Origin of the sequence: Amniculibacterium sp. G2-70 (assembly GCF_014353055.1) — a bacterium.
GTDB lineage: Bacteria > Bacteroidota > Bacteroidia > Flavobacteriales > Weeksellaceae > Amniculibacterium > Amniculibacterium aquaticum.
In genome coordinates this window covers 770702-791114 of sequence record NZ_CP060698.1, presented here as the reverse complement: position 1 = coordinate 791114, position 20413 = coordinate 770702, and the positions used below count along the sequence as shown (strand labels likewise).

Genomic DNA, 20413 nt, shown 5'->3' with positions numbered 1-20413 from the left:
AATGGGAAGATTACAAATCAACTATTACACTGAATTTGATGAAGCAATTGTTTTCACTTTATGCGATTTAAATACTAATATAATTTATTGGTATGATATACAAAATGATATTACTTTAAAAGAGAGAATTTTACAACAGAAAAATAATGATATTGATTCGATTCAGATATATATACCAACAGAAAACGTACTAAATGAAAACACATTCGACGAGTTTCTAAATAAAATTGAAAGTGCAAAATTAGTTCAATTTAGAAAGAAGAATATTTTAAGTGAAAATTATGAAGCAGATTATTCAAAAATAGAGGATGAAATAAGAGATAAACATATCATTGATAAAGTGGATTATACAATCAAATTATTTGATGGGATAAAAGTTCTTCCTACTAATGTAATTTGTAAATTATTTCCATTTAGAGGGCTTGATGAAAATAATACTTATATAAAAGGATTTAACTTCTATACTGATAATGAAGAGTTATTTAATTTATTAGAGAATCTTACATTGTCAGATAATCATTTAACACTAAAAATACATGAAGTTTTTGTAGAAAATCAAAATGAAAAATTAAAAAATATAATTTCATTTTTATTAGTAAATCATATTTATCATATTGGGTGGAGAGGAAAAGGATATAAAGATCAGATATGTGTACATAAATTATTTCAATATAGTAAGTGTGATTGTGAGAGATGTAATTTAGAAAGGTTAAATATTAAAAGATCAAACGAATTATTAAACGAAACCACTGATGATAATTCTCTTTATGGAACTTTACGAAAAGGATACACCTATTATCTTTTAGGAGATTATAAAAGTTCAGTTGATGTTTTTTACAGTATCTACGATGAAAATGATAGATTGAATAATCCTATTAAATATACCATATTGACATATAATCTAAGTAAACTTAGAAGATTAATTAAATGGACTTATTATGGAGGTGATGAAAAGCAACTTCTACAAAAATTATCTTCAATAAATTTTGATATTGACGAACCATTAATAAAGAAGAAAGCTCCATATTTTTTGGAAATTTTTAAGAATATTAAAGAAAGAAAATTTTATGATGATACAAAATACAGTATAGATGAATGTTTTTCTGAAATACAACAAATTTCTTTTGGAGATAAATATGGTAATACTTATAGTGATAATAAGTATGAAGAATTGAAGTCTTCTTTTTTGAGATTTAAATCATATTTAGAGCATAATTTCTTAATATTTAATCATTATTCCGAGTATGGTGAACTATCAAAAAAGATATTGGAAAGTTTATTTGGTTTATATACGTTAAAAAATCCTGTTAGTGATAAATATGAAAAGTTCGATTGGACTATAATAGAAATGTGGATTTTTAACGTTGATGATAAGTTTACAAAATATTTATTAGCAAAGTATAATATAAAAAAAATAATCTTAGATGAAGATTTAGAAATTCCAAAAAGAATAAATGAATTAATATTGAATCTTATTGATTCGAATGAATATTTGGATAATTTGGGAGGTTTATTTAAACCGATTAAAATTGATAAAATCTTAAATAAAATATTAATTATAACCTCTTTGTTAGATATTGAATTTAGAGAAAAAGAAACAATATTATCTAATATTATAAATCTTAGTAAGGTAATAAAAAATAAACATTATATTCCATTTGATGAACTCGTGAATTTCATTGATAAGAATGAGAATGAAATTAGTAAAACTCAAATAAAAGAGATTTTGGACTTATTTCTTCGTGATGACCATAGTAGATATGGTTTTGGTAGATCAATTAATATTTATGTAGAAAAGTGTACAGAATCTGAGATAGAAGATTTCATAAAAACGGTTTTGAAAATTGATGATTTAAAAGATATAGAGTTAGATTTAGAAAATAAATATATTGGAAAATTATTTTATTTCTTCACGTTTTTAAATGAGAATCTAAGAGAAAATATTAAACTTAGAATAATTAAAAAGTTAGAAGAAAAATTTGATGATAAACTTTACGATTTAGGAATTATCTATGATTTAATTGACTTTGATGAAAATTTATTTAAAAAGTTTATTTCTACAGTTCCTGATATGTCTAAAAATGAAGATGAACATTATTTCAGAGATTATGAATATATACGTTTAGGACAAGTTATAAATTTAGTTTTCAAATTTAATTTAGAGTTTAATGAAGAATTAACTGGTTTACTAAAGAAATCTCATAAAAAATATTTTGATTATTACAGTTGGCTAATGGATATTGATAATTATGATTATTCAAAGTTTAATCCGTATTGGATTTTAGAATACAGAACAATATATTATTTTCAACGATTTAAAAAATCTCAGAAATTAAAAGAAGAATTATCTAAAAGTTTAAATGAAAACTATATTGAATGTGTAGCTAAAATTTACTTTGAACAATTAGTGTAATTTACCAATTGGATACTAAATTTTCATAAACACCCACAAATAGTAGAGAAAAACTTTCTGCATCGGGAAATAACCTTTGTTTCTGTAAAAGTTAGGATTACATGATGAGGTTACACCATAGTATCAGTTATTTGGATATTCTTTTTTTAATTTTTTATCTAGAATAAAAGGTATAACGGGCAATACGGAAGCTGTAAAATACAGGATAACCCTCCAAATACTCCATTTATATTGGATGGCTGCTATGATGAGTATTACTACATATACAATTGCCAAAACGCCATGTATCCAACCAAAATGTTTTACCAATTCTGGAATTTCTAAAATATATTTGAAAGGCATGGCTATAAAAAGTAAAAACAGGTAAGATGTTGCTTCTAAAAGTGCTATTTTTCTATAAAGATTAATCATTGATTTTATATTTTGGTCTATCCTTTATTGTGAGATAGCTTTTTTGCCAAATATAAAGAATTATTCATCAATGTTAATGCAAGTGCTTGTATCAATAAGCAATTAGAAATGAGTAAAAAGTATAAACTCAAAGAAAAAAGTGAAACTTATTTCATTAGCGTTGCTGGTGTGTTTTATTGAACACGAATGAGATACACATACCGACGAGACAGTTGAACAAGGTGTTTTAACTAAATTTGGAGCATTGCGATTTACATAATATCGGTTTAAATAAAATCCCATTTTCACCAATGTCCTCGCTTGTTTTCAGTCTTTTGAAAAGTTTGATAAAATCGCAACCGGTTTTGTCATGAAACCACAAAGAAACTTAGCATAATTTGTATTTAAGAATGTATAGAACCTAAAGGTTTTCACTTAGCTATGTGCAAACAAAGCTTCTATGTTAAGAATGCTAAATGGTTATCCGGAATCTATCGTTCTATTTTGACAATTAGCTTGAGATTCCCAGTAGAAATGCAATTACTAAAAATAATAGACATAAAAAAGCATAGAGCAGGTAGCCCCACAACATAATTTTGAAAATTGCTAAAAATAGTTTTCCCATTTGTAAATTATTATGATTTTGGTTGGCAATTAGAACTATTTTCGTCATACGAATTTACAAAATAAATCTGTATTTTTACCTTCATAACAAAAACTCCAAATGTCCGAATTAAAATTGACCACTTCATCCACTGCGGAAATTCCAAATCTGAAAACAGCAGATTATAAAGCAAAAAGTACTGTGATTTTGCTTACTTTATTCACCGGTTTTGGAGGTGGACATCGTTTTTATCTGGGGCAAACTTGGTTGGGGATTTTCTATCTAATCTTTAATTGGACGCTCATTCCGTTGGTGATTTCGGTGATTGACCTCTTGGTATTTATTTTTATTTCCGAGAAAAAATTCAACGACAAATACAATAGAAATGTAGATTTCTCCAAAGTGGAAAGCTGTGCAGCCTGTAAAAAACATTTAACTTTATTAAACAAACCCATGTGGGGATTGGGAAAACTGAACGATGGTAAAAGCGTTTGTTACAGTTGTTTTTCCGGAATGCTCAAAATTGATAGAAATTTCAATACCAATTCTCAACAAAAATATTCTGCCAAAGAAGTGGAGAATTATTATGCTTATGGTTTTCCAAAGTCCCGATTAGAAAGCAGAATGCAAGAAAAAGTGGATGCTAGAAAAGAAGTCTTGGCACAAAAACAGGAAGAACTAAAAAATATTTTCACCTCTCATTCGTATACTATGAAATCCGAACTTCACACGCAGTATCTTCAATTGTTGGAGGATTTTTCTAAAGAACTGGACGGCTTATATAAAAACCTGATTCGGGATAAAAAGATAGAAGAAATGTTTCGAGAATCCAGTCCCAATCTCGATCCTCAACAAGTTGTGCTTTCCATCTTGATCTATGATCTTTTGCAGATTGGAAAATTTATCAAAGGAGATTTCCTTTCTCCGGATGATGCCGAAGCTTTTGGGGTTTTCTTGTTGGTTCAAGGTTTTTTACCCGAAAAAATCACCGGCATACATTGGGATTTTAAAAGTTTACAAGCTTCCTCCGAAAGAAAAATTTATAACCAAGTCATTCGAGAAGTTTTAAAAATAGGAGAGGGCGAAAGTCTGATGAATATTTCGTTTAATGTTGAAGAAGGAAATCCAAAACCCGAAATAGCGAAAGAAAATACCTTGGCTTTTCCTACTTTTCTTCAGCTTACAGAAAATCCCGTATTGGAGCAATATGCCACTGCTTTGTATCGATTTGCCAACATCATCGCCAAAGCAGATGGAAATGTAAATATTCAAGAAGAACAGAAACTGAAAAAGGTGTATCAATTTCTTCATAAACCTTTAGAAGCTTCGGAAACCACATTTGTAAAAGTTCAACAACCTAAAACGAACGAAAATATGGAGAGCGTTTTGGAGGAACTTCACCAGTTGATCGGCTTGGAAAATGTGAAAGAGGAAGTAAACACCTTGATCAATTTCATCAAAATCCAAAAAGCCAGAGAGCAAAACGGCTTGAAAACTTCGCCGATCTCGTATCACATAATTTTTACCGGAAATCCGGGTACAGGGAAAACTACGGTAGCCAGAATCATCGCCAAGCTCTACAAACATTTGGGGATTTTATACGATGGACATTTTATAGAAACCGACCGCTCCGGACTCATCGCCCAATTTACCGGACAAACTGCTCCCAAAGTGAACAAGGTGGTAGATTCTGCACTGAACGGCGTACTTTTCATCGATGAAGCTTATGCTTTGGTAGGCGAACATCAGGATGATTTTGGAAAAGAAGCCGTGGCAACACTCATCAAAAGAATTGAAGACAACAGAGATCAGTTGGTGGTCATCATGGCGGGATATGGAGAGGAAATGAAAACCTTTATCGATACCAATCCCGGCTTCCAATCGAGGTTCAACAGATACATTCATTTTCAAGATTATAACGCTGAAGAATTGTTGAAAATCTTTGAAAGTCTGTGTAAGAAATTGGATTATAATCTTACGACAGATGCTCAAAATAAATTGAAAGAAGTTTTTGAAACTGCTTTTCAAAACAAAGACGAGAATTTTGGAAATGCGAGATTTGTCCGCAATATTTTTGAGAAAACCCTCGAAAACCAAGCCAACCGAATAGCCAAAAAAGCGGTGCTGAGCAAAGCAATTTTGAGCACAATTGAGTTGGAAGATGTAGAGATATTCACGATTGAAATTTCTTAAAATTAATTAAAACTTGACAATTCAATTGTTAAAGTAATTTTTTGTACTTTCTTTTTACTGATTTTGAAAACTTAAAGCATTGAATTAGGTTTTCAAATATTTCAGATTTCATCATGCCCCATATTTCGTAATCGCTACCTTCATTTGGATACAAATCCCTCATTTCAGAAACCAGATAATCATCAATTTGATGGCCGTAAAGATAGGTTGTAAAATCAAAATGCTTTCCACATTCTGTTATTTGTTGTTCATTCGAAATTACAAAACAATTGAGGTTAATTTCTGGAAGTTCAATACAGCCATTAGAAATTGTAGCACTTTGAGGTACGGAATCTTTTCTTGTTGGTAAAGATGCAACAATGTTTTTTCCTCCTTCACATTTAAGTACTACAAAATATTTGGGTTTTGCTGGATTTCCATTTTTAAAATAAAACGGATCGAAATAGATAATATGACCTTCTCGAAACACTTGCTTTAATTTGCGTCTATAAAATCATTATAGATTTCAGTTTTTCTAAGGTCATGAGAAATTAACTGGCTCATATCTATCGAATATTCTGTGTTGTTAATTGCTTCTGTTTCTAATAATTCGAGAACATCATTCTCTTTAGCGGTGTTATACCACGGAGAATTTATTCTATGGGTATAAGCGATTAATTCTTTTGCCGAATTATTTCCATATTTTTCAATGATAAAATCCATCAGATCAATATCGTTGTCGGAAAATTCATCATCATTAAAATCAACAATCGGAGTAACAAAATGAACTCCTTCATCGCTGTTTTTTTCAATGAAATTTTCTAAAATTTTTGGCTCAGATGACAAATCAATAAACAATTCTTCAGAAACAGGACCAAACTTCCAAACTTTATATTTTAAATTTAAAAATGGAATTCCACTCTTTTTAATTGAAATTTCATCTAAAATATAGAGCAACTTCAGAAGTTTCGTTTTGGAAAGTTGTGGAATTTTTTGACTAAGGTAAACAACGGTATTTCCAATTTTTTCTAATTGAGATTGATTGAATTTTATGTATGCTGCTGTACTCATCTGTTTTACAAATTTACTGAAATTATAGTTATACACAAAATACTCAATTTTCTGACATTGTGTTTAATATGTTTTAAGTTATCGATTTTTTTTAACAAATCAACAAGAGTCGGTATTCGTTATTTTCCGTTGGTGCTCGGTGTATGCAGGGAAGTGTTGGTGCTTCTGGATCGTCCACCGCTAATTTCCAAAGATGGCCGTTTCCGAGATTGATGGGTTGGGCATTGGCTAAGGCTTCATAATGCAAATCGAAGAAATTCTCTTTCAGAAAATCTTCAAACCCCGCTTCGGCTCCTGTATAGATTTTCCTCAATTGTTCTCTAACTTCAGGGATTTGGATTTTTTGTACGGCTTGATCGTTGGGCAAAATATCGCTGGCTGCTCCAAAATAAGTGCACAAAAAAGTCGGCGATTGAAAAGGAGCTCTATCCACATGAAAAGAATACACATCGGTAGAGATGAAACTAAATTCGTCATCTCTTTCATACGATTTTAACAGGTTGAGAGAGGGTTGAGCGCCGTATTTTGTTAATAATTCTAAATCTTCCAAAATGATTGCTCGGGCTTTCTCGCCTTGTTCTGAAAGTTCCAAAGTCCATAAATCTTCTTTGGTAACTTCGGTGATGTTTTCTTTTAGGATAAGCTTGGAAACTATCTCTTGAAAATCTCCCTCTAAATTCCGCTCCCAGCAAACGGCATTTCGTTTTCCTTCAAATTCGGTTAAAATTAAATCTGAAAAACTGGAAACGGATTGTAGGTGTTCGTGATTAAAATCGGTCGGAATCATAGTGCGGTATTCCTGCAAAATTAAAAAAAAGTGAACCAAGAGTAGAATTTATATCAAACAAAAACTCCCAACATTGCGCCGGGAGTTTATGATGAGTTTTATACAAATCTCTTGTGCCAAGAGTCTTTTAGCGCCACTTTCCAACGGCTGTCAAAATCTTTTTTATTGATCACGGTATTGTCGAAAACAAGGGTTTCATCGTTGATTTTTCCATCCTTATACAATGTTTTTAGTTCAGCCAATTTCACCAATTTCACTTCGTTGTTTTCTTGAAAAGACTGTCGCATTCTGTCCAGAAACTTGATGTTCAAATCTTTTTCCAATTCTTTGACAAGGTTTACGGAAGCCGACTGAGCACGGCCACAAAGCGGGTCGCCTTGGTCATCTGCAAAAATCACAAGAAAAGCATCGTGAAGTATGGTAAAAGTACCTTTTACCAAGCTGCCGTGAGAGTCCCAATTGTCGATAAAATCTTGAACTTTAGTCGTGATGTGTTGTTTGTCGTCTGCGGTTAGAAATCTATCGGCATTGTACACCCAAACCATTGCATTGTCGGGGTAGTTGATATATTCGTTGTTCATGATGTAAAAAATTAAAGTGCAAATTTAACCATTTTAAGTTCAATAAGTTTGTGATTAGAATCAGTAAGGTTATGGATGATAAAGATAGATGATAACGATAAAAAAATCCGAAAAATTTCTTTCTCGGATTTACTTTTTTATTTTTTACGACGGATTATCGAATCAGTTTTTTGTATTTAATTCGTTTCGGAACCAGGTCGCCACCCAATCTTTTCTTTTTATTTTCTTCGTAATCGCTGAAGCTTCCCTCAAAGAAATAGACTTCGGAGTCGCCTTCGAAAGCGAGAATGTGGGTGCAAACTCGGTCCAAAAACCAACGGTCGTGACTGATGATAACGGCACAACCTGCGAAATTTTCCAGTCCTTCTTCCAAGGCTCTCAAGGTGTTCACATCCAGGTCGTTGGTAGGCTCGTCCAAGAGCAGGACATTGCCTTCCTCTTTCAGAGTCATGGCAAGGTGCAGGCGGTTTCTTTCGCCACCAGAAAGCTGAGAAACTTTTTTATTTTGTTCGCTACCGCTGAAGTTGAAACGACTGAGATAGGCTCTGGAGTTGACTTGTCGGCCGCCCATCATCACCAATTCTTGTTCGTCGCAGAAATTTTGCCAAATGGTTTTGTTGGTGTCGATGTTGCTGTGCGATTGGTCAACATAGGCTATTTTTGCGGTTTCGCCCACTTCAAAAGTTCCATTGTCGGGTTGTTCTTCGCCCATGATCATTCGGAAAATGGTTGTTTTTCCGGCTCCGTTCGGGCCGATGATTCCGACAATTCCCGCTTGTGGGAGTTTGAAATTAAGATTTTCATACAACAATTTGTCTCCATAGGCTTTAGAAACGCCTTGTGCTTCCAAAACATTGGTGCCCAATCTTGGGCCGTTCGGGATGTAGATTTCCAACTTCTCGTCCAATTGTTTTTGGTCTTGATTGACGAGTTTGTCGTAGCTGGACAGACGGGCTTTTTGTTTGCTTTGTCTTCCTTTGGGAGCCATTCTTACCCATTCCAACTCTCGTTCAAGGGCTTTTTGTCTTTTTCCTGCTGTTTTTTGTTCCAAAGCCAATCGTTTGGATTTCTGATCCAACCAAGACGAGTAGTTTCCTTTCCACGGGATGCCTTCGCCACGATCCAATTCTAAGATCCAACCGGCAACATTATCTAGGAAATATCGGTCGTGGGTAACGGCGATTACAGTGCCTTTGTATTCGGCAAGGTGGTGTTCCAGCCAATGTACCGATTCGGCATCGAGGTGGTTGGTAGGTTCGTCCAAAAGTAGGATGTCCGGTTCGCGAAGTAGCAAACGGCAGAGTGCAACACGACGGCGCTCGCCACCAGAAAGTACAGAAATTAATTTGTCCGGTTCCGGAGTTCTTAGGGCGTCCATGGCGATTTCCAATTTGGTGTCCAATTCCCAAGCGTTGGAGGCATCTATTTTATCCTGAAGATCGGCTTGTCTTTTCATCAACTCGTCCATTTTATCAGGATTTTCATAGACTTCTGGTAGGCCAAACTGATCGTTTATTTTGTTGTATTCGTCCAGTACATCTACAATTTCTTGTACGCCTTCTTTCACCACTTCCAGTACGGTTTTATTCTCGTCCAGGATGGGTTCTTGCTCAAGATAGCCCACGGAAAAACCGGGTTGGAAAGAGATGTCGCCTTGGTAGTTTTTGTCCACTCCGGCAATGATTTTTAGGAGGGTCGACTTCCCACTTCCGTTTAGCCCTAAGATACCAATTTTGGCTCCGTAGAAAAAGCTTAAATGTATGTTTTTAATGACAGGAGTCTGTGCGTTTTGAAATGTTTTGGTCACTCCCGACATGGAGAAAATAATCTTTACATCGTCTGACATAATCGTAATTTTAGTTTTAAATGCGTTAAGATACAGCCAATATTTTGAATGTACAATTCTTTTGGATTTTGTTTTTTTGTATGCTGAACAATACAATAACTTTCACTTATTTTGTGATTCTATTTTACATGAAATGAATCTGAAACAAAAGATATTGGAAGAATGCTTGAAAGCGGTAGATAAAAAGTTGAAAACTTGTGAGGAGGGCTTGAAGATGATACAGGAAAGCTTGGCCTCTGAAACCAAAAGCACGGCAGGTGACAAGCACGAAACCGGCAGAGCGATGATACAATTGGAAAGAGAACAGTTGGGACAACAATGGGCGAAAATAGAAGCTGAAAAAACAATTTTGTTGAAGATAAACCCCGAATCTAAAAATGAAATTGCAGGTTTGGGATCTTGGGTTGGGACTTGCGATATGAATTATTTTATCGCTACTTCCGTTGGGAAATTAACTATTGACGGTACGGATTGTTTCGTCATTTCTCCAGAATCGCCAATTGGAAAGTTGTTGGCAGGAAAAAGAAAAGGAGAGGTCTTTCTTTTTCGTGAGAAGTCTGTTGAAATTTTGGAGATTTTGTAATTGCTTTTCAATAAATTTAAAGATTTAAAATCGTATATTATGAAGAATATTTCTGTGCTTTTCACGCTGTTCTCGGTGATGGCTTCTGCACAAGTACCTAGTCTTACGGATGAAATTGCATTCACACTGTCTCAGAAACCTTTGCACTGCATCAATCAAGAATATCCCAACAAAACGGCGCATGTCATCAACGGTGAAGTCGATGTAAAACTGTCTCCCAAAGAATTGCATCCCAGTTTTTATGGTTGCTTCGATTGGCATTCGTCGGTGCATGGACATTGGATGTTGGTGAAATTGCTGAAAGAAAAACCATCTTTGAAAAATAGGGAAGAGTTGTTTGCTGTTCTTGATGCTTCATTTCAGCCCGAGAAAGTGAAAGCGGAAGCCGAATATTTTACAAAATATCAAGTAGCAAAAAATTTTGAAAGAACTTACGGTTGGGCTTGGCTTTTGCAATTGGATGCCGAATTGTCAACCTGGGATCATTCAAAAGCAAAACTGTGGCATAAAAATATGAAACCTCTGACGGATGTTGTGGTGTCGTTGTGGAAGGATTATTTGCCCAAACAGACCTATCCGAATAGAACGGGAGTTCATCCGAATTCGGCTTTTGCATTGGGGTTTGCTATTGATTGGGCCAGAGCGACGGGAGAGAAAACTTTTGAAAATAGCTTGGTCGAAAAGGCCAAATATTTTTACTTAAACGATAGAAAAACACCGGCCTATTTGGAGCCGGATGGAAGTGATTTTTTCTCGCCCAGTTTAGAAATTGCCGATCTGATGACCAGGATACTTCCTGAAAAAGAGTATGAAAAATGGTTCGATACCTTTTATGAGAAAAGAAGTTTGGAAAATATTTCTCAGATACCGATTATTTCGGACATCAACGATTATCAAACGGTGCATTTGGTAGGTCTGAGTTTTACCAGAAGTTGGTGCATGAAAAACATTTCTCAAAAACTTCCGAAAAATAATAAATCTAAAATCCAATTGGAGAAAACGGCTACAAAATTTTTGGAAAATGCTTTGCCATTGGTTTTTCAAGGTAATTACGGTGGCGATCATTGGTTGGCAAGTTTTGCCGTCTATGCATTGATGAAGTAAATTGGGGGATTAATAGGTGATTTAGTGGGTTGTTAGTCAATTTATTATATTTGAATCATCTTGTGTTGATGTCAAAATGGTATCAAAATCTTCCTGTTTTTTTGATAATTAGTAGCAAGATTATTTAAAAACTATGGATTTGCTCTTCGAGTCATACTTATAATGCACAATATTGCCATTTACAAAAAGTTGAATTACTTCATTGATAACACTTAAAGGAACAACAAACCACTCTCTTGGGATATGGCGGTTTCCTGTTTTATCATACAAATCAATATTCAAACAAGCTTCAGCAAAAAAACGATGCAATAAATTTTCAAAATTATGTATGTTTAAGTTATAACATTGATAGGATGAAATAACTTCTACTCCCGCAAATAAATAAGAGGTCACTGAAAAACCATCTTCATTTTGAATAAGATTTAATTTCAGACAAGAATTAAGAGCTTATTACACGACTTTAAAATCGGTAATAAGCTCTTTACATTTTTTGGAGTTCTAAATTTAATGGGTTTTGTAAAGCTTGTTTTGATTTAATTGGAGCTGAGTTTTAAAGATGATGATTTTGTTCTCTTTTTCTTAGATTAATTTCAGGATCCTCTTCAAATTGACTGCGAAAATAGCCAATGCTCCCTGCATTTGCATGTTTTCTATTCCATAAGAAGTGGCTCTTTTGTAACCATGAACATTTTTAAGTTCACTGTTTTTGGCTTCAATTTTATACCGGTGTTTCGACTTTTCTTTGTAATAATCACTTTCCTGAAAAGCCATCTGTTCTTGGTGTAATTCTGATTTTATAGAAACCGAGTAGGTTTTAGATTTTGCTCCGTCTTTGTAACAACCTTCTCTTAATGGGCAAACTTTACATTTTTCAACATCAAAATAATATACATCAGCTTGATTTTTGCCGACATTCTTTCTGTTCTGATGGGCTTTTCTGATGGCTAAATGCCCGGCAGGACAAACAAATCTGTCAGCATCCTTATTGTAATCAAACTGGTCTTTTTCTTTCCTACATCCTTGTGTAATGGATGGATTTAACTTTGCAACAATTTTTATATCCTGTTCGCTGGCAATTTTCAGATTTTCTTTTCCACTATAAGCCGAATCGCCAATGATGGTTTCCACTTCCATTCCGTTGTCTTGGCTCATTTGCAGTAATTTTGGCAATTCAGGCCCGTCTCCTTTTTCTCCCGAAGTTACCACTGCTGCGGTGATAATCCGCTCTTCACTCATCGCCAAATGTGTTTTGTAACCGAAAAAGGAACTGTCTGCGGATTTATGTCCGATTTTGGCATCCGTGTCTTTTGAGAAAGTTAGCTGTTCATCGGTGTCTTCGGCTGTTTCCCTCAAAAGATTTAATTTCTCTTTCACTGCCGGAATCTCACTTATTGATGGCTCATCTTCTATGCATTTTTCAAGTTCTCTACAATAAGCCAATTCTTTGTTCAGATCGTTTTCAGTATTCTTGACCGGCATTTTTGATTTGAAGTTTTCATCAAATTGATAAACCGTTTTACGAACTAATCTCGAACGCTCTCTCAGTACTTCTATGCTTGAAAATGGATTCGATCTAGATAAAGTATGTGTAGCGTCCACAATAATGGATCTGGATTTAATAATGCCTTTATCGATCGCTATCGTTACCGTTTTACCAATTAGAAGGTTCAACAAATCGGTATCTTTCAAGCGTAATTTCCTGAATTTTGTAAGTGAACTGGGGTTTATCACATCATCTTCGGGAGCCATATCTAAAAAATATTTGAAAGACATATCATAGCGGGAACGCTCTACCACATCTACATCAGAAACCGAGTAAATGCTTTTCAACAAAAGGTATTTGAACATCTTCACCGGACTTTCCGCATTGCGACCATTGTTCAAACAATACTTATTCAACAGTTCATCGTAGATGAAGGAAAAATCTATCAAATCATTAATTTTTCGAAGAAGATTTTCTTTCGGAACGATTAAATCATACAAATCGGAATAAGAACTAAACTGAATCTTTTGCTGTTGGACTAACATTCTTTATCTTTAAAAGACCTTATCAAGGTACAAAAAAAGGAGCTAAAATCCTAAGATTTCAACTCCTTCTTTTTCATATTTCCTGAAAATTCACTTTTTCAGTGATCTCATAAATAAGTGGGTTCTTTTTTGGCATTTTTAATCCGATCTTTTACCGGAATGGTAGAAAATCCTATCTTATACAGGTTTTCTAAATTTTGAATTTCCGGCTTTTCAGATTTCGATTTCAGAATATAAATCCAGCCGCTTTTCCTATCTTCTTCCTTTGCAACACCTGCATTTTCAAACAATTGATTTTCGATATCCTCCTCAGGATTGGTGATGATTTTTCCGTTTTTTTGAATGGCTTTTCCGAGTGATCGAAATAGCATATTGGAAATGGTTGCATTTTCAAATATCGTTACGGTACGCCCTTCCAACCTCATTCTGTCACCTGATTTATTTTCTCGTAGTACTTTTTCGGCTTTAGAAACTTTTAAATAGCAAAGCAAACCATCTACTAAATAGAAATTACCTTCCACCAGATTATCTTCAGTATTTTTGAACTCTAGGAATTTACGCTTCCCTTCTTTCAACTCGCGATGAACTTGCTTAAACATCTTATCATATCTCTCAAATTCCGCTTCCGGAAGGGCTTGTCTTTTTGCAACATAATCGGCTTTCTCCCTACTACCACTTTTTGGAGTATGTTTAAACTCAAAGATGGAATTGTCTCCGCCACTATTTAATAAGCCTAAATCATCATTATTTAAAATATCGTCTAAACTTTCTATTTTGACTTCAACTTTCCCGAGTAAATTATGCCGATCGAAAGATTTTAAAAACGCTTTTCGATCTTCGTTATTTTTAAATTCCTTTAACCGTGAAAACAAGGCATATTCCGACATGGATGTTTGCTTGGGTTCGCGGTTGTTCTTCTCGAAAAAATCATTAATCTCTTCAAAAGATTCAATCAAACGATCTTCATCCGTTTTGATTTCAGTTTTCTGAATTTCAGCTTCCAACAACCCAAATTCATCATCATTTAAAATATCGTCTAAACTTTTAGCCATTTTGTGCTTTTTTACGTTTTAAATCTTGGATAAATAATAAAGCTTGAGCTAATCTTTGTTCTCTAGGATCTTGGGAATTAATTTCCGGAGCTTTTCCGGTATGTATTCTCCATCGTTTGATATCTTCCCAAGAGGCAACAGCTTCTTCCTCCGTCATTTCAATCTTGGTCATATTAATCGTATCTTGGATAGATCGTAAAACCGAAGTCGTAACGCTTTTTGAAAGAATCTCAAATGCTTTTTGAAAAGGATTTACCGTATCTATCAAATCGATATTCACATCGTCAATATTCACAAAACTCCCTGCCATTCGGAGGAATTTTTTAGAACCCTGTTCTTCTATCGTTCCGTTTTTTATCACCGAATCTACCACAACATGCTGTCGAATAGCTTCTATATCTTCCGAATTGAGTTCCGGATATTTCTCCCGAATAATTTTTGGGATATAAACCGTATTGATAACTTCGGGCGACGCATTGCCGGGCATGGCTTTCAGCATGGTTTCGTCTTGCAGAATGGCGGCTTTAAGATCATTAAGATCAGATTCTATAATATCTTTTGCTCTTTGTGAAGTCGGCATTTTAAATCCACGGATCTTGATGGTATTTTCATCATCTCCCTCTTCATCAGGGTCTTCCATAGGTTTGAACTTGAAATTAGGGGCTAAAACTTGCTCCATCAACAACGAAGCAGTAATGGCTTTCAACATATTGTTCACCGCTAATTTCACATCATCATCCACCGCATCGGGTTGGGCAATAAGATTGGTAAATTGTGCATGGTTTTTATTATTGCTGTCTCTTGTTGCTCGACCAATAATCTGAATGATTTCTGTTAAAGAACCTCGATAGCCTATCGTTAAAGCATGTTGGCAAAATGGCCAGTCAAAACCTTCTTTTGCCATTCCTAAGGCGATAATCATATCGATATCTTCTTCTGTTTTTACCCCTCGCAAATAGGCTACAATTTTATCTCTTACTTTTGGGTTATCATTCACCAAATCGGCAATTTTCAAGATTCTCCCGGAGCGTTTACTTTTTACAAACATCACGCCGGTTTCATTATCCTGATATTCTAAAACACCTAGACAATCGATGATATGATCTACTTCTTGATCTTTTTCTTTTGAGGATTCGGCTGAATTTACACTCGGGATATGGATAATGGTTTTCAGATTTTCATCTAAAATTTCTTCAAGTGCGGACATTCCTTTTTCAACATCTTTTTTATAATATCTTCCTCTATAAAAATGATAACCTATTCCTAAGGATTTTAAATATTCATAACCATTGAGTTGGTCGTAATAATTATAAGTAACATGGGTAAACTTCGCTTCATCTTCCGGAGTTAAAACAGGAACACTATCTCCACGGAAATAAGATCCCGTCATGGCAATAATATGTGCATTAGATTTAGCCATTATATTGCGAATTACATTTCCCAAGATGTTATCGCCATCGGCAGAAACATGGTGGAACTCATCAATGGCCACTAAACAATTGTTTTAACCTCAAAAATTCCGGTATCCTCCGCAAAAAAAAACAAAACAACAAACGCGATAGAAAGATATTTAATTGGTGACTTCCCTTCGCAATCCAATCGGGATTGTCCACCGCCAAATATCATACAACTCACCCAGTTTATAGGCAGCATCTCTGTCGGCTTTATTGTCATTACTCACCCTATAAATTTCGGCCCCGGAAAGTGGCAGGAAAAAATCTACCTGCTCTAAAGCTCCAAGATCTTGAAGGTTAAATTCCCTATTAACATTTTTCTTGGTATCTACGGCTACGGCTTTTTCAAAATCGGTAACAAAAAGAAAACGCGGCTTTTGTCGGGCTATTTTAGGATCTTTAATCAGTTCATCAATCGCGTGAAGCAGGTTTTCGGCCTTTTCTGTTTTAAAGAAAATTTTCCCTTTATAGAAGAGTTCACCTTCCTTTTTCGAGAGGTTGTAATCTCCTTTTTTCAGACGGGTAATCGTGGTTTTTGATAAACCAAAAGAAAGAAGAAAATCATAGATGAATTCTTCCTTGGAAAAGCTAGTGGATATATTTTGTAAGTTTTTCTGTATCTCAGATTTTTTCATGAGTCTTATAAAAATCTTTAGCCAGTATTTGAAAGTCTAAAGTTAAGCAAATTAGGGAATTTACTAGTATCAACAATCGTATTTCACAGTTGTTTTTAAAGATTTTTTTATTGAATCTTGATCATTTAAAAAGATAGATACAACAACCAATTTAATCCTTTGATATTTCCTAACAAAAAAGCACCTACATTGCTGTAAGTGCTTAATTCAAAAAGTGTGGTCCTCCCGAAAGTATTCGGGATAAATTCCGCTCGAACCAGGGACCACCTGTCCCGATAGCTATCGGGAGAGTCAGGAGCAAGCATATTTTTGTTTTAGTTTCTCTGAGATTTCAGGGTGTTTTTTTAGATTTTCAATATAAGTTCGACTTTTCATTTTTTTGATATGTTGCTCAATGGAAATAGCTTGAGCATTACAATCACATTTAATAAAGAAATAAACCACCCAATCATTAGTAATTTTGGTATAGGCTTGATTATAGAACCCTAGACGGTGTTTTTTCAAACGATTGTCCAAAGAATCTTGGGTAAATCCGATATAAAATTTATCCAAACATTTAGAATACAATATATAACAAATTGAGTCCATACAAAAAAAGCCTTAACCAAAAATGTTAAGGCTTTGTGGTCCTCCCGAAAGTATTCGGGATAAATTTGGCTCGAACCAGGGACCACCAGTCCCGATAGCTATCGGGAGAGTCAGGTGCAAGCATATTTTTGTTTTAGTTTCTCTGAGATTTCAGGGTATTTTTTTAGATTTTCAATATAAGTTCGACTTTTCATTTTTTTGATATGTTTTTCAATGGAAATAGCTTGAACATTACAATCACATTTAATAAAAAAATAAACCACCCAATCATTAGTGATTTTGGTATAGGCTTGATTATAGAATCCTAGACGGTGTTTTTTTAAACGATTGTCCAAAGAATCTTGGGTAAATCCGATATAAAATTTATCCAAACATCTAGAATACAATATATAACAAATTGAGTCCATACAAAAAAAGCCTTAACCAAAAATGTTAAGGCTTTGTGGTCCTCCCGAAAGTATTCGGGATAAATTCCGCTCGAACCAGGGACCACCTGTCCCGATAGCTATCGGGAGAGTCAGGAGCAAGCATATTTTTGTTTTAGTTTCTCTGAGATTTCAGGGTATTTTTTTAGATTTTCAATATAAGTTCGACTTTTCATCCTTTTGATATGTTTTTCAATGGAAATAGCTTGAGCATTACAATCACATTTAATAAAGAAATAAACCACCCAATCATTAGTGATTTTGGTAAAGGCTTGATTATAGAATCCTAGACGGTGTTTTTTCAAACGATTGTCCAAAGAATCTTGGGTAAATCCGATATAAAATTTATCCAAACATCTAGAATACAATATATAACAAATTGAGTCCATACAAAAAAAGCCTTAACCAAAAATGTTAAGGCTTTGTGGTCCCACCTGGGCTCGAACCAGGGACCACCTGATTATGAGTCAGGTGCTCTAACCAACTGAGCTATAGGACCTCGAAAACAAGTTGTTTCCGTTGATTGGTGTGCAAAAATAATAAAAAAATATCTTCTGCAAAATTTTTTATGCTTTTTCTTGACACAACTCTACCAAGACTCCATTGGTGGACTTGGGGTGGAGGAATACAACCAGCTTATTGTCAGCGCCTTCCTTGGGTTCTTCGGAGATGAAGATGAATCCGGATTTTTTTAATCTTTCAATTTCTGAGTAAATGTTTTCTACTCCAAAAGCAATGTGATGGATGCCTTCACCTTTTTTGTCAATGAATTTTGAGATGGGACTTTCTGGATTGGTGGCTTCTAAAAGTTCGATTTTGGATTCGCCCACTTCAAAAAAAGAGGTGGTTACGCCTTCGCGCTCTACGCTTTCTTTTTTGTAACAGTCCTTGCCTAAGAGTTTTGCGAAAAGTTCGTCGGACATTCCTAATGATTTTACGGCAATGCCGAGGTGTTCTATTTTCATGAAATAAGTTTTAAAGATAAATTAATGGAAGTTTGGAAATTGAATTCTAAAATAAAATTCAAACAAAAATACTAAATTTGCAACATGAATGAAAGTAACAGACAAAGAAAAGTAGCCCAAATCATACAAGAAGACTTTGCCGAATTGTTCAGAAAACAATCTGCTGAAAGTCCTCAGAATATCCTTATTACCGTATCAGATGTAAAGGTTACAGCGGATTTGAGTATTGCTAAAATCTATTTGAGCATTTTTCCACAGGAATTTCGCAAGAATATTATGTCGGAAATTGAAACCAATAAATCGCAGTATCGCAATTACATGGGACAAAAAATGGGCAAACAAGTTCGAATTATTCCGAATCTAAATTTTTATTTAGATACCACTTTGGACGATGTAGAAAGAATTGAAAAAGAATTGAAAGGAGAGGGCGATAATCCCGTTTTGTAAATTCTCTTAGAACGAATTTTCTTGAAGAACACGGCTTTTTATATTGCACAAAGGTACCTTATTGCCAAAAAAGGAAGTTCTGCAGTCACCATAATTACTTGGTTGGCTGTTTTGGCGATGACTTTTGCCGTTACGGCCATGTTCATCATTATTTCGGTTTTCTCGGGATTGGAAGATCTCAATCGAGACATCATCAAAAATCTGCATGCCGATCTTACCATAAAAAGTTCGTCTGGGAAAACGCTGAAAAATCTCGATACGATTGTTAAAACCCTGAAAGAAACAACTGAGATCAAAACTTTTTCTAAAGTTATTGAAGAGAAAGTCTATGTAGAGTTCAGTTCTAAAGGAGATATTGCCTATCTTAGAGCAACCGATTCTGCCTATACCCAAGTCAACCCGATCAATAAAAATCTATTAATTGGCAATTATCCTGGATACACCTACAGCAACGAAGTGGTGATGGAGTACCAATTGGCCAATCGTTTGGCGATACCGGTAGGTTCGGATCAGGATTATGCCATGATGTTTATGCCAAAAGCAGGGACGGGGATCATCTCCAAAGAGGAGGATATTTTTAACAAAAAAGAAATTTTTATTACCGGAATTTTTCCCGGAAACGATCAGCTGAACAACTACATTATTGCTCCAATAGAGCTGGCTCAGCAGTTGTTGAACTTGCCCAAAAATTCAGCCTACCAAATTGTAATCAAGCTTAAAAATCCAGATCAGACGGATGAGGTAAAAGCTAAATTGCTTTCCAAATTGGGATCTTCTGTAAAAATTACTACCAAGCAAGAAGAGAATGCGGCTTTTTGGAAAATGATCAATACCGAAAAGATATTTATCTATCTTATTTTTGCATTGGTTATTTTTATCACAACATTCAATTTGGCCGGAGCCATCACCATTTTACAATTGGACAAGAAGGAGCAAGCAAGAGCTTTGTTGTCTTTTGGTATGTCGCTTAGAGAGCTTCGTTTGACCTATTTTTATACGGGAATACTCATTATTGTTACCGGAGTATCTGCGGGACTTTTGTTGGGGACCGCCATTTGTTTGGTTCAGATTCAGACTGAAATCTTTCAAGCTGGCGAGAATTTCCCATATCCTGTTCGTATTCTGGCAAAAAATTATTTAATCGTAACAGCTACTGCTTCTTTCTTTAGCGTCATCATCGCTTGGTTGTTTTCAAAAATCAATAAAAAGAATATTACGGAGAAATAATATAGAACTCGATATTAATTTCGTAAATTTGTTGCCCATTT

The 20413-nt window shown here is 34.6% G+C and carries 21 protein-coding genes and 1 tRNA gene; 6 read left to right on the top strand and 16 right to left on the bottom strand.

Features of this window, described 5'->3' with window-relative positions; genetic code table 11:
* The first annotated feature begins 1 nt into the window (after nucleotide 1).
* The gene (locus tag H9Q20_RS03600) at nucleotides 2-2413 is read left to right on the top strand and encodes a hypothetical protein (protein ID WP_187478323.1); all 2412 of its coding nucleotides are present in this window, start codon (nucleotides 2-4) and stop codon (nucleotides 2411-2413) included.
* 123 nt (nucleotides 2414-2536) lie between these two features.
* Here H9Q20_RS03600 and H9Q20_RS03595 read toward each other — a convergent pair whose 3' ends face one another.
* Nucleotides 2537-2824 carry a DUF3817 domain-containing protein gene (locus H9Q20_RS03595; protein WP_187478322.1) on the bottom strand — a complete coding sequence of 96 codons (288 nt, stop codon included), beginning with the start codon at nucleotides 2822-2824 and terminating at the stop codon, nucleotides 2537-2539.
* A 703-nt stretch (nucleotides 2825-3527) separates the two neighbouring features.
* Between H9Q20_RS03595 and H9Q20_RS03590 the strand changes: the two genes are divergently transcribed.
* Nucleotides 3528-5600 (top strand): AAA family ATPase, encoded by a 2073-nt coding sequence (locus tag H9Q20_RS03590; protein WP_187478321.1) that lies wholly within the window; start codon nucleotides 3528-3530, stop codon nucleotides 5598-5600.
* A gap of 28 nt (nucleotides 5601-5628) precedes the next feature.
* Here the strand turns inward: H9Q20_RS03590 and H9Q20_RS03585 are convergent, their stop codons facing one another.
* The 5 genes from H9Q20_RS03585 to ettA form a co-directional block, all read right to left on the bottom strand.
* Complete coding sequence (locus H9Q20_RS03585; RefSeq protein WP_187478320.1) at nucleotides 5629-6069, bottom strand: hypothetical protein; 441 nt, start codon at nucleotides 6067-6069, stop codon at nucleotides 5629-5631.
* Nucleotides 6070-6074: 5 nt separating this feature from the next.
* Complete coding sequence (locus tag H9Q20_RS03580; RefSeq protein ID WP_187478319.1) at nucleotides 6075-6650, bottom strand: Panacea domain-containing protein; 576 nt, start codon at nucleotides 6648-6650, stop codon at nucleotides 6075-6077.
* A 91-nt stretch (nucleotides 6651-6741) separates the two neighbouring features.
* On the bottom strand, nucleotides 6742-7437 hold the full coding sequence (locus H9Q20_RS03575; protein WP_187478318.1) for a DUF1826 domain-containing protein: 696 nt from the start codon (nucleotides 7435-7437) through the stop codon (nucleotides 6742-6744).
* Nucleotides 7438-7535: 98 nt separating this feature from the next.
* On the bottom strand, nucleotides 7536-8018 hold the full coding sequence (locus H9Q20_RS03570) for an ABC transporter ATPase (RefSeq protein WP_187478317.1): 483 nt from the start codon (nucleotides 8016-8018) through the stop codon (nucleotides 7536-7538).
* 154 nt (nucleotides 8019-8172) lie between these two features.
* Entirely contained in the window at nucleotides 8173-9864 is a 1692-nt protein-coding gene (gene ettA, locus H9Q20_RS03565) for an energy-dependent translational throttle protein EttA (RefSeq protein WP_124643111.1), read from the bottom strand.
* A 133-nt stretch (nucleotides 9865-9997) separates the two neighbouring features.
* Here ettA and H9Q20_RS03560 point away from each other — a divergent pair, with 133 nt between their 5' ends.
* Together H9Q20_RS03560 and H9Q20_RS03555 are read left to right on the top strand one after the other, a co-directional pair.
* Nucleotides 9998-10447 (top strand): GreA/GreB family elongation factor, encoded by a 450-nt coding sequence (locus H9Q20_RS03560; RefSeq protein ID WP_124643109.1) that lies wholly within the window; start codon nucleotides 9998-10000, stop codon nucleotides 10445-10447.
* Between the two features lie 39 nt (nucleotides 10448-10486).
* Entirely contained in the window at nucleotides 10487-11551 is a 1065-nt protein-coding gene (locus H9Q20_RS03555) for a DUF2891 domain-containing protein (protein ID WP_187478316.1), read from the top strand.
* 120 nt (nucleotides 11552-11671) lie between these two features.
* Here the strand turns inward: H9Q20_RS03555 and H9Q20_RS13365 are convergent, their stop codons facing one another.
* From H9Q20_RS13365 to mce, 10 genes are all read right to left on the bottom strand, one after another.
* Nucleotides 11672-11944, bottom strand: coding sequence for a GIY-YIG nuclease family protein (locus tag H9Q20_RS13365; RefSeq protein ID WP_187478315.1), 273 nt, complete (start codon nucleotides 11942-11944; stop codon nucleotides 11672-11674).
* Between the two features lie 186 nt (nucleotides 11945-12130).
* The gene (locus H9Q20_RS03545) at nucleotides 12131-13579 is read right to left on the bottom strand and encodes an IS1182 family transposase (protein ID WP_187477341.1); all 1449 of its coding nucleotides are present in this window, start codon (nucleotides 13577-13579) and stop codon (nucleotides 12131-12133) included.
* Nucleotides 13580-13686: 107 nt separating this feature from the next.
* Entirely contained in the window at nucleotides 13687-14631 is a 945-nt protein-coding gene (locus H9Q20_RS03540; protein ID WP_187478314.1) for a GIY-YIG nuclease family protein, read from the bottom strand.
* Nucleotides 14624-16123 (bottom strand): DEAD/DEAH box helicase, encoded by a 1500-nt coding sequence (locus tag H9Q20_RS03535; protein ID WP_262385576.1) that lies wholly within the window; start codon nucleotides 16121-16123, stop codon nucleotides 14624-14626. The genes H9Q20_RS03540 and H9Q20_RS03535 overlap by 8 nt, the downstream gene beginning before the upstream one ends.
* Nucleotides 16124-16201: 78 nt before the next feature.
* On the bottom strand, nucleotides 16202-16720 hold the full coding sequence (locus tag H9Q20_RS03530) for a type IIL restriction-modification enzyme MmeI (protein WP_187478313.1): 519 nt from the start codon (nucleotides 16718-16720) through the stop codon (nucleotides 16202-16204).
* A 291-nt stretch (nucleotides 16721-17011) separates the two neighbouring features.
* Complete coding sequence (locus tag H9Q20_RS03525; RefSeq protein ID WP_187478312.1) at nucleotides 17012-17308, bottom strand: GIY-YIG nuclease family protein; 297 nt, start codon at nucleotides 17306-17308, stop codon at nucleotides 17012-17014.
* Nucleotides 17309-17418: 110 nt separating this feature from the next.
* Nucleotides 17419-17715, bottom strand: coding sequence for a GIY-YIG nuclease family protein (locus H9Q20_RS03520; protein ID WP_124640767.1), 297 nt, complete (start codon nucleotides 17713-17715; stop codon nucleotides 17419-17421).
* A 110-nt stretch (nucleotides 17716-17825) separates the two neighbouring features.
* A complete protein-coding gene (locus H9Q20_RS03515; RefSeq protein WP_187478311.1) occupies nucleotides 17826-18122 on the bottom strand; it encodes a GIY-YIG nuclease family protein in 297 nt (98 codons plus the stop codon).
* A 36-nt stretch (nucleotides 18123-18158) separates the two neighbouring features.
* Nucleotides 18159-18232: transfer RNA gene (locus tag H9Q20_RS03510), tRNA-Ile, on the bottom strand.
* 67 nt (nucleotides 18233-18299) lie between these two features.
* The gene (gene mce / locus H9Q20_RS03505; RefSeq protein ID WP_124640768.1) at nucleotides 18300-18698 is read right to left on the bottom strand and encodes a methylmalonyl-CoA epimerase; all 399 of its coding nucleotides are present in this window, start codon (nucleotides 18696-18698) and stop codon (nucleotides 18300-18302) included.
* Between the two features lie 84 nt (nucleotides 18699-18782).
* Between mce and rbfA the strand changes: the two genes are divergently transcribed.
* A complete protein-coding gene (rbfA, locus tag H9Q20_RS03500) occupies nucleotides 18783-19145 on the top strand; it encodes a 30S ribosome-binding factor RbfA (protein ID WP_187478310.1) in 363 nt (120 codons plus the stop codon).
* A gap of 21 nt (nucleotides 19146-19166) precedes the next feature.
* On the top strand, nucleotides 19167-20372 hold the full coding sequence (locus H9Q20_RS03495) for an ABC transporter permease (protein ID WP_124640770.1): 1206 nt from the start codon (nucleotides 19167-19169) through the stop codon (nucleotides 20370-20372).
* Nucleotides 20373-20413 lie beyond the last annotated feature (41 nt).

Coding starts and splice junctions, on each gene's coding strand:
- H9Q20_RS03600 (WP_187478323.1), top strand. CDS start 2: ATGGGAAGATTACAAATCAACTATTACACTGAATTTGATGAAGCAATT.
- H9Q20_RS03595 (WP_187478322.1), bottom strand. CDS start 2,824: ATGATTAATCTTTATAGAAAAATAGCACTTTTAGAAGCAACATCTTAC.
- H9Q20_RS03590 (WP_187478321.1), top strand. CDS start 3,528: ATGTCCGAATTAAAATTGACCACTTCATCCACTGCGGAAATTCCAAAT.
- H9Q20_RS03580 (WP_187478319.1), bottom strand. CDS start 6,650: ATGAGTACAGCAGCATACATAAAATTCAATCAATCTCAATTAGAAAAA.
- H9Q20_RS03575 (WP_187478318.1), bottom strand. CDS start 7,437: ATGATTCCGACCGATTTTAATCACGAACACCTACAATCCGTTTCCAGT.
- H9Q20_RS03570 (WP_187478317.1), bottom strand. CDS start 8,018: ATGAACAACGAATATATCAACTACCCCGACAATGCAATGGTTTGGGTG.
- ettA (WP_124643111.1), bottom strand. CDS start 9,864: ATGTCAGACGATGTAAAGATTATTTTCTCCATGTCGGGAGTGACCAAA.
- H9Q20_RS03560 (WP_124643109.1), top strand. CDS start 9,998: ATGAATCTGAAACAAAAGATATTGGAAGAATGCTTGAAAGCGGTAGAT.
- H9Q20_RS03555 (WP_187478316.1), top strand. CDS start 10,487: ATGAAGAATATTTCTGTGCTTTTCACGCTGTTCTCGGTGATGGCTTCT.
- H9Q20_RS03545 (WP_187477341.1), bottom strand. CDS start 13,579: ATGTTAGTCCAACAGCAAAAGATTCAGTTTAGTTCTTATTCCGATTTG.
- H9Q20_RS03540 (WP_187478314.1), bottom strand. CDS start 14,631: ATGGCTAAAAGTTTAGACGATATTTTAAATGATGATGAATTTGGGTTG.
- H9Q20_RS03530 (WP_187478313.1), bottom strand. CDS start 16,720: ATGAAAAAATCTGAGATACAGAAAAACTTACAAAATATATCCACTAGC.
- H9Q20_RS03525 (WP_187478312.1), bottom strand. CDS start 17,308: ATGGACTCAATTTGTTATATATTGTATTCTAAATGTTTGGATAAATTT.
- H9Q20_RS03520 (WP_124640767.1), bottom strand. CDS start 17,715: ATGGACTCAATTTGTTATATATTGTATTCTAGATGTTTGGATAAATTT.
- H9Q20_RS03515 (WP_187478311.1), bottom strand. CDS start 18,122: ATGGACTCAATTTGTTATATATTGTATTCTAGATGTTTGGATAAATTT.
- mce (WP_124640768.1), bottom strand. CDS start 18,698: ATGAAAATAGAACACCTCGGCATTGCCGTAAAATCATTAGGAATGTCC.
- rbfA (WP_187478310.1), top strand. CDS start 18,783: ATGAATGAAAGTAACAGACAAAGAAAAGTAGCCCAAATCATACAAGAA.